At 55.2% G+C, this 9,339-nt stretch carries 11 protein-coding genes and 1 pseudogene; 3 read left to right on the top strand and 9 right to left on the bottom strand.

The features are described 5' to 3' along the window. Positions 1 to 184 precede the first annotated feature (184 nt). The 4 genes and pseudogenes from VR71_RS16260 to VR71_RS25175 all read right to left on the bottom strand — a co-directional run bounded on the left by VR71_RS16260 (position 185) and on the right by VR71_RS25175 (position 3,546). On the bottom strand, positions 185 to 1,972 hold the full coding sequence (locus VR71_RS16260) for a calcium-binding protein (protein ID WP_045685768.1): 1,788 nt from the start codon (positions 1,970 to 1,972) through the stop codon (positions 185 to 187). A 23-nt stretch (positions 1,973 to 1,995) separates the two neighbouring features. Further along, positions 1,996 to 2,634 carry a hypothetical protein gene (locus VR71_RS16255; RefSeq protein ID WP_045685767.1) on the bottom strand — a complete coding sequence of 213 codons (639 nt, stop codon included), beginning with the start codon at positions 2,632 to 2,634 and terminating at the stop codon, positions 1,996 to 1,998. A gap of 241 nt (positions 2,635 to 2,875) precedes the next feature. Continuing rightward, positions 2,876 to 3,205 (bottom strand): annotated as a pseudogene (locus tag VR71_RS16250) (transposase); the annotation flags it as partial. A 50-nt stretch (positions 3,206 to 3,255) separates the two neighbouring features. Continuing rightward, positions 3,256 to 3,546 carry a hypothetical protein gene (locus tag VR71_RS25175; protein WP_296430490.1) on the bottom strand — a complete coding sequence of 97 codons (291 nt, stop codon included), beginning with the start codon at positions 3,544 to 3,546 and terminating at the stop codon, positions 3,256 to 3,258. A gap of 157 nt (positions 3,547 to 3,703) precedes the next feature. On the opposite strand from VR71_RS25175, the gene VR71_RS16235 reads away from it, so the two are divergent. From VR71_RS16235 to VR71_RS16225, 3 genes are all read left to right on the top strand, one after another. Continuing rightward, positions 3,704 to 4,857, top strand: a protein-coding gene (locus tag VR71_RS16235) for an IS3 family transposase (protein WP_296430488.1) whose coding sequence is annotated in 2 segments (ribosomal slippage) — positions 3,704 to 3,982 and positions 3,985 to 4,857 — 1,152 coding nt in all. Because the reading frame shifts where the segments join, the coding sequence is not laid out codon by codon here. 165 nt (positions 4,858 to 5,022) lie between these two features. Then, positions 5,023 to 5,850, top strand: coding sequence for an ATP-binding protein (locus VR71_RS16230; protein ID WP_045685763.1), 828 nt, complete (start codon positions 5,023 to 5,025; stop codon positions 5,848 to 5,850). A gap of 51 nt (positions 5,851 to 5,901) precedes the next feature. Further along, positions 5,902 to 6,333 carry a hypothetical protein gene (locus VR71_RS16225; RefSeq protein ID WP_045685762.1) on the top strand — a complete coding sequence of 144 codons (432 nt, stop codon included), beginning with the start codon at positions 5,902 to 5,904 and terminating at the stop codon, positions 6,331 to 6,333. Positions 6,334 to 6,465: 132 nt separating this feature from the next. Here the strand turns inward: VR71_RS16225 and VR71_RS25580 are convergent, their stop codons facing one another. The 5 genes from VR71_RS25580 to VR71_RS16215 all read right to left on the bottom strand — a co-directional run bounded on the left by VR71_RS25580 (position 6,466) and on the right by VR71_RS16215 (position 9,091). Then, positions 6,466 to 6,645: an AlpA family transcriptional regulator gene (locus VR71_RS25580; protein WP_297776186.1), complete on the bottom strand. Its 180-nt coding sequence runs from the start codon at positions 6,643 to 6,645 to the stop codon at positions 6,466 to 6,468. Between the two features lie 68 nt (positions 6,646 to 6,713). Then, a complete protein-coding gene (locus tag VR71_RS25170; protein ID WP_296430494.1) occupies positions 6,714 to 7,190 on the bottom strand; it encodes a tyrosine-type recombinase/integrase in 477 nt (158 codons plus the stop codon). A gap of 24 nt (positions 7,191 to 7,214) precedes the next feature. Then, positions 7,215 to 7,469: a hypothetical protein gene (locus VR71_RS25165; protein WP_296430486.1), complete on the bottom strand. Its 255-nt coding sequence runs from the start codon at positions 7,467 to 7,469 to the stop codon at positions 7,215 to 7,217. Beyond that, positions 7,470 to 7,880 (bottom strand): Arm DNA-binding domain-containing protein, encoded by a 411-nt coding sequence (locus tag VR71_RS25160; RefSeq protein WP_296430484.1) that lies wholly within the window; start codon positions 7,878 to 7,880, stop codon positions 7,470 to 7,472. It lies immediately after the preceding gene. A 167-nt stretch (positions 7,881 to 8,047) separates the two neighbouring features. Continuing rightward, complete coding sequence (locus VR71_RS16215; RefSeq protein ID WP_045685778.1) at positions 8,048 to 9,091, bottom strand: IS5 family transposase; 1,044 nt, start codon at positions 9,089 to 9,091, stop codon at positions 8,048 to 8,050. Positions 9,092 to 9,339 lie beyond the last annotated feature (248 nt).

Below are 9,339 nucleotides of genomic sequence, written 5' to 3'. Positions count from 1 at the left end.
CTTCAGAGATCGGAAGTGGCTCGTTATTTTCGTCTAATCCGAGGCTAAAGAAGTTGAGAATAATGCTTCCAATCTCTCCAAACGCTCGAAAAGATGAACTACCAGGCACATCGACAGTGAATTCAGCCACTATGGCATCTAGCTGTTGATCGCTAGGTAGATCTAGGCCACGGTATGCGAATGACTAGAGAGGTGGTGTGCCTTCTCCTCCGCCTGCAAACGTAAAGGTTTGCATGCCAACTGACCGATTGTACTCATCTTGATTATCATCAAAGGTCACAAGACGGTCGCTCGAGTCTGGATTTAACAGCACAACATCAATCACGGACCAGTCGAAATTTGGTCCAACATTTATCAAATCCAAGCTGAAAAGATGAAAGTTAACCTCAGTAAGATTGGGAACATCAACAACCATGACTCGATTAGCACCGACAATCGAGTCTGCTCCAGAACCGCCCCAGAAAACTGTCGGAAGAGTGCTTAGACCTAATTCATAGCGATCGTTCCCAGAGCCACCTGCTATCATCAATGGTGCGGTTGTGCCGAAGACACCGCCTCCAATGAATTTATCGCTCGCATCCGTACCGATGAAAACCTCAACATTGTCGTATGTATCGCCTTCCGCGTCGCCGCCGGAACCCGAGCCGCGGATGTTGCCGAAAGCAGGGTCAAGCAACGGCAGGTCAATTCTAACGCTCCCGCTCGTTGGATCAAACCGGACGACATCTATTCCAGCACCGCCATCAATCATATCCGCACCGGATCCGCCATCGAGAATATTCGCCTGATCATTGCCAATAATGAAATCGTTCTGATCGGTACCGATAACGTTCTCAAAACCCGTGATGATGGTTACGCCGAAGCCATTGTCATTCGACTGCATGAACTCTTGCAGCAGATCTATCATCACGCCGGACTCATCCGTCACGTCGCTCAGATCCAGCGTATCTCCTGATGCGGAATTTCCGAGTGCATCTATCAGGACCAGATCGGACGTAGCAACCGCCAGGCTTCCAGAAATTGCGAAAATGTCGTTGAATTCCGTACCAACGATCCCTTCGATATTCAAAAGCGTGTCTGTATCGCCCCAAGGGTCCGTGACCTGGGCAAAAAAGGTGTTCTGCCCTGCCTCCGGATTTTCCACAGCTATGAGGGCTGCGGCGATGCCAGACTGCACCGGCGCGTCCATGTCACCTTCCAAACCCGAGTAATCGACAAGGTCAGAACCACCCTCGCCATTCAACAGGTCATTCCCGGTGCCGCCTACAAGCGTGTCATTTCCATCGCCGCCCAAAAGCTGATCGTCACCACCGGCACCTATCAAACGGTCATTGCCGATGCCCGTTAACATGACATCCCCATTGCCGCCTCCGACGAGATCAAAATTTAGGCTAAGATCGTCAAGTGGATTGTAGGTGAAACCGGGAAAATCCACAACCGTGTCGATGCTGGAAATCAGACTGGCGACCTCGTCTGCACCATCAATCCCCAGCATGGAAAGCAAGGTTCCGATATAGGAGTTGGAATTCTGCGAATAGCTATAGTGAATGTTCGCTTGCGCTTGAAACTGGGCGTGAATTTGTGCCCATAGCGCCCAGACATCATCTTCTGTCCGGTCAGAACCTGCGAAAGAGATGTCGAGTGTAACAATTCCATAGCGATCTGTGACCTGGTAGTTTGGGGTGTTATCGAGATCGTCGTGTAAACGGTCCAACCCGGTAATACCGGTCGAAGGAAATTGCCAAGTACCGAACGTGTAGCCTGCCAGTGCTCCTGCCGTAAGTCCAAGCGGCCCGCCGAGAAGGCCTAACCCCACCGCTGTTGTCCAAAACGTAGTGGGGGCTTGAACCTCGATCTCACCGTCGCCGTTTACCAACTGCAAGTGTCCCCAACCGAGAGTCTCTGAGTTCTGATCGGGAACCAAAAAATCCGTTGCGTCGATGAAGTTTCCTGCCAATGCAATTGTTGCCATGTCCCACCCCTAAAATAAAACCACTACTTTGATGTTTGCCCGTATGCCGTTCCCCACAGTTGCCCATCCTCGTTCCAGCTTGCGGAGAAGGTTTCTGCGTGCACGACCTTAGAGCACAGAAAATTGCTGGAAAAATTACGTGAGACGTAGCATTTTTCTGTCTCGCTCAGAAGATTCCCTGCCTTAACGCTGGTTGTGGCAACTTCAACCTGTCTGCCGTCGCGTACCGCCCGCCCCGAGCTGGTGTAGAGTTCCACTCTCCGCAACCCTTGCACCTCAAACCAACGTTTTGCAGCCATGGGGTTTCCGAGGCTCGAGAAAATTCGGAAAAGGCAGACCTCGATGACGGCTTCGGATCGCATCTTGCGCCAGTCGATCTGCGTCAGGTCTGGAGCGTCGTTCCGTTTCTCGGCAGGCAACAGACAATCCCGAACATCATCAAACCGCGCTGCTGCCCAACGGTCAGCATGTTTGATCGGTGGGTTGCCGTAAACCTTGTAAGGATCAGAATTCTCTGTGGCCAGATGGTCGTACTTGATCGTGCAACTGCCCGTGGATCGACATTCCGCCCTGGTGTCCTCTTCTGAGGCGTCCGCAAATGCGACCGTCGCGGTCAGGAGCGCGAGTGCTGTGGCGGGCAGAACAAAAACACCAGTTTTCATCACTTATTCCCAAACAACGATCAACACTCTGACGTCCTCCGTCCGGACAATCGAGGGTTGAACAACCCGGCTTGTAAAGTACGGAAATCCTTACCGCCACGCAAATGCGCAGGATGATTGATGACTGGAACGCGCCGGTATGGTGACATCATACCCGCCATGAAACTGAAAAAGGCTGCGTAATGTTGATTTTCGTGTCGGATTGACCCATTGGGGGTGCGCACGAAAAGTTGGACTGTTTTCACGTCATAAGTCCTAGGCTTTTACGGTATTCCATTGGGCTTCGACCGCCGAGAGACATCTTGATGCGCGTTTCGTTATACCAGCGGATGTAGGCGTCAACCTCGTCAATAAACTGGGCCGCGGTGAGAGCCGGCCAATCACGAGGATAGAAGAACTCAGTCTTCAATCGCCCGAAGAAGCCTTCACATGCGGCATTGTCCTGCGAGCTCGCCTTTCGTGACATCGAACGAACGAGCTTTGCTGCATCTATACGTTCCAGCCAGCCAGGCCAGCGGTAGTGGCCTCCGCGATCGCTGTGGATTGGCCGCGCTTCGCTGTCCGCGATGGTCTCCGGCAAACACGGAGCGATTCAGTCAGCCTTGCGATTTTCATCTGCAATCATGCCTCTCGCCGCCGTCTACGCCGAGCGGCTGGTTGCCCCAGTCTTTCTTCGCGGATACGGGCGAGGAGGGTTTCGGCGGGCTCATCCGTGGGGTCTTGGGGGACGAGGTCGCCTGCGAAGGCGCGTGCCAGAATGCGCTGTTCGAGGCGGCCCAGCAGTTTCAGGGCCTTTGTGGCCTCGGCGGCAAGGCGGTCGATCTTGGCGAAGGCGGTTTCGATACGGCGGACGATTTCGTGATGTTCATCGAAAGAGGGCAGCGGAACAGGAGTGTCGCGGCAGATTTCCAAGGTAAGATTGCGCTGACCCGCTGTAGCTTTGGAGCGCGATAGAACCCAAGCAAGGAACCATTCACTCGACAGCCAGGTGAGCTACCCCCCGAAATTCGGACACTGACGTAAGCTGCAATTTGTTGTCTGCTGATCTTCAACATGAAGGAGATCAGGAATGTCTAAACGGAAGCAACATCACCCGGAGTTCAAGGCAAAGGTCGCTTTGGAGGCGCTGAAAGGCGAGGAGACGGTCAGCGAGCTGGCAAGTCGGTTCGGTGTACACCCTACGATGATCCATCAATGGAAGCGGGCATTGCTCGCAGGTGCGTCTGGCGTATTTGAACGAGGGGGGCAGAAGACACTGGAGGTCGATGAAGAGCAGGTAAAGGACCTGCATGCCAAGATCGGGGAGTTGGCCGTCGCCAACGATTTTTTGGCCAGCAAGCTCAAACCCTGGACCGGCAAGTGAGGCGCAAGATGATTGCACCGCATCTAGCGGGCCTGTCGGTTGGCAAGCAATGCGCGTTGCTGTCGATCCCGCGGTCGTCGTTTTACTACGAGCCCAAGGGCGAAAGTGAGATGAACCTCGACCTGATGCGCGTGATCGACAAGCAGTTCCTGGAGACGCCGTTTTATGGCGTGCGTCAGATGACTTGGCCCTTGCGGAATGAAGGTCATCTGGTGAATGAGAAACGGATCCGGCGCTTGATGCGGCTGATGGGTCTCATGCCGATCTACCAGAAGCCCAACACCAGCAAGGCGGCCAAAGCGCACAAGATTTATCCCTATCTGCTGCGCGGCCTTCGCGTGGGTCGACCCAACCAAGTCTGGTGCGCAGACATCACGTATCTGCCGATGCGTCGAGGCTTTCTGTATTTGGTCGCCATTATGGACTGGCACACCCGCAAGGTGCTGGCGTGGCGCATCTCAAATACTTTGGAAGCAGAGTTCTGCGTTGATGCGCTGAACGAAGCCATTCACAAGTTCGGCTTGCCAGAGATCATGAATACCGATCAGGGCTCACAGTTGACATCCTTTGCCTGGACAGATCGCCTACGGCGATCTGGTGTGCGTATCTCAATGGACGGCAAGGGCCGCTATCTCGACAACATCTTCGTCGAGCGCCTTTGGCGATCCATGAAATACGAATGCGTCTATCTGCACGCTTGGGAGACCGGATCAGAAGCGAAGGCAGGCGTCAGAAAATGGGTGGAGTTCTACAACCACAAGCGTCCGCATTCTGCCCTTGGCGGCAATCCACCTGCTGTGATCTACTGGCAGCGAAATGGAACAAACAAACCCGATCAGCAGGTGCAAAGAGTAGCTTAATCTACACCAGAACCTGTCCAACAATTGGGGAGTAGCTCAGACATCCGCAACCGCTTGCCTGCTGCGGAGCTTCTGAAAACCTTTACGCCAGGCCAGATCAATGCAGCTTTCGCGGCTCCGACGACGCTTTTGGTCGCAGATCGGCTTGCGGAAACTGCTCGGAAAATGACGCGCAAGAAAACCGAATTGACGCTGGATCATGTGTATGGTTTGGACAGCGTGCGGCAGTCTCTGGACCGAATGTTGAATGATCTCAAAGCGTGGCGGGCGGGAGAGGTATCTTGGGCTGAAGTGACATCCAGCGGCGTATTTCATGGCCCTCCAGGAACCGGGAAAACCACATTGGCGCGAGCGTTTGCTGGCTCCGCGGGTATCGCGATCATTGAAACGTCATATTCTGATTGTCAGAAACACGGCCATCAAGGGGATATGCTTGCTGCTCTGGACAGGAGCTTTGCTGCTGCGAAAGAGGCTGCCCCAGCTGTACTATTCATTGATGAACTCGACAGTTTCTCGCAGCGTGACGCCGCAAGTTTAAATACAGGCTATATGCGCGGGGTCGTCAATGGCCTGCTCGAACAGATCAACCGAGCGAAAGAAGTTGAGGGGCTAATTCTCCTTGGGGCGACGAATTCACTTGATGCGGTTGATCCGGCAGTCATTCGTAGCGGTCGGTTCGATCTCAAGCTGCATGTGCCGCACCCTGACAAGAAGGGGCTTGAGGCTATCCTTGCTGCGAAACTTGGGTCTGCGACTGCCAAAAGGCTCGATCTCGCCAGTCTTGCCGCCAGACTACTGGGTCAGTCCGGAGCTGTGGCGGAGGCAATCGTTCGTGATGCTTTGGGAAGAGCGCGGGAGGACCGAACAACCGTTCGACAAAAACACCTCGAGAACGCAGCAGATCAGATTGTGCCCAAATTGGACCAGGATATCCTGTGCCGGGCGGCAGTGCATGAGGCCGGTCACGCGGTGGCAATGATGCGTTTGGGTTGACCCCTTCCAAAACGGGTGTGTCTAACGGCACAAGGTGGGCAAGTCGAGCACATGCCGTTTCAGATACTGACACCAAAAACGGCACGACAGCGTGTCCAGGTCTTGCTGTCGGGCAGGGCCGCCGAAATTTGCATCTTTGGCGACCCGAGCTCTGGAGCGGGCATCGGTGCAGAAAGTGATCTTGCACAGGCAACAAACTTGGCCCTCGCAATCGAGCGAAAGTGGGGGTTCGGCGAGAGTGGTCTCATCTGGGATTCCGGGACCGCGAATGAGATGTGGCGCTTGCCGGAAAAAGAAAGACGCCGAGTGGAACGGCATTTGCAAGATGCGTCCAGCAGGGCTCTTGTAGTAGTCACAGAGAATAAAGCGCAGATCGTCGATTTGGCGGAGCATCTCTTTCGTGTCAGAGAGATGTCGACGCGCGACATCATCACGTTTGCAAAGCAAATCACAGGCGAAATGACTGTCGGCAAAGCCTCGTGAAGAGACGTGCGCGCGATATAGTGGTGTGTGACTGGGCTCAGTTTTCCGCAGCAAATCGTCACGCCACTCCACTGCAAAAGCCCACCGGGTGCAAACTGCAACCGGCGGGCTTTTTGATGATCTGATTGAAGTTCAGACCTCTGGCCGGTTCGCCAGCCAATCGAGGATGACGCTGGCTCGCCATCCAATGAGACGATCGGTAAACTTTATCGGGGGCGGAAATGTCCCCGCATGGACCTGTCTGTAAATTGTTGAACGGCTCAGTCCGATAATACTTTGCAAATCTTTCTGTCTTAAAATTTTGTCCGTCATTTAGATCCTCTTCTTATGCGACACGACAAAACTAACAGAAGAAGGTTAAAGCCACGTTTACGTTTTGTTCATGATTTTCCGCTCACGTAAGCGGCCCAGTCTTGCATGTAGGGAATGCGCTGCGCCAGGTAGCTTGTACGATTGTAAGCGTCGATCGCGGCATCACCTTTGCGCACATGCCCGATGCAAGCCTCGGCGACTTCAAACGGGCATTGCGCTTGATCTGAAAGCCAAGTCCGGAGCGAAGATCGAAAGCCATGGGGACGGGCTGCTACCTTGTGATCAACGAGGTAGTTGCGCATCGCCATTTTATTCAACGGACCTCCGGTGGCACTAGGGAAGAGATAGCCGTTGCGTTCATAGTTTTTGGCAAGTTCGATCACATTCAGGGCCTCTGGGCTCAAAGGCACGTCGAAGCCGGTCGTGTTGGACAGTCGCCCTTTTGCGTACAGCGCGGGGAGTTTCCAGATTGATCCGTTGATCTGATTGATCTGCATATTGATGACAGAATCTGCGCGAACGCCGGTCAGGATCAACATGCGCAGCGCGAGTTGCGTTGGGTCGTTGTCTCAGAGTGTCTGATAAAATGCGGGCACTTCTAACCACGGCAGGGCGAGGCTCGGTTTTGCAGGTTTCTTGTTTTCCCCGAGGATGATGATAGCTTCATCAATTATTTCGCGGTTTACGAGAAAGCCCTTCGCTCTGGCGTATTTGAACACGATCCGAAGCCGCGAGATTGCTTTTTTTCCCGTGACGGTTTTTTGATGCCATATGGGGGCGAAGGCCCGCGCAATGTCATCCTGATCGATTTTGACGATTGGCATTTAGCCAATCTTTGGCAAGACATGCACACGAAGTGGACCCAGCCATGCGCCGTTTGCGTTCGCACCCTTGAGGCTCGGCTTTTGAGCCTCAAAAGTTGCCGTGGCCAGAGCTTCCAGACGACCATCCCGCGCATTGGCTTGCTGACGTTGCAGGCGGCGCTCTTTGACGGGATCGATACCCTCGTGGACTTGTTTGCGAGCCATGTCAGTTTTTCTACGGGCGTCCGCCAGGCTGACAGTTTTCAGCGAGCCGAGGCCCATTTCCCTTTGCCGACCCCAGAGGCAAAAGCGGAATACCCACTGCCCCCCGCCGTCTGCGCGCTTGTGAAGCCACAATCCTTGCCCATCGCAATACTTGCCCGAGGGCAGGGATTTGAGTTCTGCAACCGTAAATTCATTTGATTTTGCCATGAGGGCACCTCGATTTTTGACTTTTCCCGCTCGTTCTGAGCGGGCTTGACGGCTTGAGGCGGGGATGATGCCGACAGACAGGATTGTCGCGCGTTGCGGGGCGTCCGGTTCGGGGCCTTTAGCGCGTTGGGTTTCATGCCTCGCGGCGTGATTTCAGCGATCCGCGGTCACGCCGGGCACGGGTTGATGCGGCGTAACTGGACGAGGCGGCGCATGTTGTAGGCGAGGTTCTTCATGCCGATCTTGGCCTTCGCCCGCACCATGCCGATCGTGCGCACCAGCGTGCCGCCCATGTCATTGGCCTGCGCGCCGAAGACATGCTCGACCCGAACCCGCACCGAGGATTTGGTCCGGTTGCTACCCTTGGCCTGTTCGGTCAGCGGCTTGCCCCGTTTCCCCTTGCGGTGGATGCGGCTCTTGAGGTTCCGGTCTCGCAGCTTGGCCTCCATCTCCTCTGACCGATACGCCGCATCTGCCCAGACGCCCGCGCCGGTGTTGCCTTTCATCAGCAGGTGATCCACCGCCTGGCTGTCGTGCAGGGCGGCATCGCTGACATGGTAACGACGGACCAGCTTGTGCTTGCGGTCCACGTTGACGCGGTTCTTGTAGCCGTAATGCGACTTCCCATGCTTCTTGGTCCAACGGGCGTCGGTATCCTTCTGCGATCGCTTGGCGGGCTTGTCGGCCCAGCCCTCGGGCACGTCGCCGCCCTTGATCGCCTTGTATTCATCACGGGTGTTGTGATTGCGCGGCACCGGCACGATGGACGCGTCCAGGATCTGCCCACCCCGCGCGATGTAGCCCTGCCGCGCCAGATAGCCGTCGAATTGCCCAAACAGCGCCTCAACCAGCCCCGCCTTGGCCAGCCCCTCGCGATAGAGCCACACCGTCTTGGCGTCGGGCACCCGGTCCTCGAGACCCAGACCAAGGAGTCGCATGAACGAGAGCCGGTCGCGGACCTGATACTCGATCTGGTCGTCGGACAGGTTGTGGAGCGCGCTCAAGACCAGCGTCTTGAACATCAAAACCGCATCCCAAGGCCTGCGCCCGGCCCGCGACTTGCGCTCCGCATCCGGCTTGCGCCAGACCCCTTCCAGCACCGACCGAAACTCCTCCCACGGCACGACCGCGTCGATCTCCACCAGCGGGTCACGCTTTGCGTCCAGGTTCGCGTAGCGGTCCGAAAGATCAAAGAAACCCATCTGCGCCATCGTCAAACCCCAAGCCATGGAACCTCCCGGCCATCATACCGACGTGGTCAGGTCAGGGCAATTTTTCGAGGTGCCCATGAGAATATCCTCCAAGTTATCTACATTCTGACGCAACACTGCCCGAGCTGCCCCGGGACGCCTTGACACACTAAAGCATTGTGATTTAAGGAAGATTAATTCCTGTGACACACAGTGAACACGCCTGACACGATAACGATACGCCTCCGGCGGGAGTATTTCGGCCAAGA

It is taken from the genome of Roseovarius sp. BRH_c41, assembly GCF_000961715.1.
In the GTDB taxonomy this organism is placed as follows: Bacteria; Pseudomonadota; Alphaproteobacteria; order Rhodobacterales; family Rhodobacteraceae; genus Roseovarius.
Note: the sequence above shows the minus strand (reverse complement) of the source record. Positions and strands in the feature narration are given on the sequence as shown.